This window comes from Caballeronia ptereochthonis, assembly GCF_001545075.1.
In the GTDB taxonomy this organism is placed as follows: Bacteria; Pseudomonadota; Gammaproteobacteria; order Burkholderiales; family Burkholderiaceae; genus Caballeronia; species Caballeronia ptereochthonis.
Genome location: NZ_FCOB02000113.1, coordinates 1 through 696, shown reverse-complemented (window position 1 = coordinate 696; position 696 = coordinate 1). Strand labels below are relative to the sequence as shown.

The following is a 696-nucleotide window of genomic DNA, read 5'->3' as shown; positions in this document are numbered from 1 at the left end:
GGATCAGTCGAACATGTCGGGCTGCGTGGCGACGAGGTCGTTCCAGATGGTCTGGAAGTGCAGCCAGCCGATGTAGTCGCTGCCCACGTGCTCCCGGCTGTAGCGCGCGCGGTCTTCGGGCACGAGCCTGGGCGTCGCGCCGGTCGCTTCGACCATCAACTGCTGCTGGCAACAGCGCTCCAGCGCGATGAACCAGAACGCGGCCGAGTCGATGCTGTGACGGCTCGCCGTGAGCAGACCATGGTTCTGGTGAATCGCCGCCTTCACGCCCTTGAACGCATTGGCGACCTTGTTGCCGCCCTTCACTTCGACGGCGACCTTGCCCGCCTCGTCGCCGATCACGACGTGGTCTTCGTGGAACGCGCAGGCGTCCTGCGAGATCGGCAGGAGCGGCTTGCCGAGCGAGGCGAACGCGGTGCCGTGGACCGTATGCGCATGGCACATCGCGATGATGTCCTGATGCTGTTCATGCACCGCGGCGTGCAGCACGAAGCCCGCGCGATTGATTGCGTAGCGGCCCTCGACGACCTTGCCCTCGTGATCGGCGCAGATCAGGTTCGAGACCTTCACTTGCGAGAAGTGAACGGCCATCGGGTTGGTCCAGTAGAGACCGGGGTCTTCGGGATCGCGCACGGTGAGGTGACCGGCGAAACCGTAATCGAAACCTTGCTGCGCGAACGCGCGGCACGCGCCGAC

The 696-nt window shown here is 65.1% G+C and carries 1 protein-coding gene; it reads right to left on the bottom strand.

The features are described from left to right. Positions 1-3: 3 nt before the first annotated feature. Positions 4-696: class II aldolase/adducin family protein (locus tag AWB83_RS35700; protein WP_143750175.1), on the bottom strand; the 693-nt coding region annotated here is incomplete at its 5' end.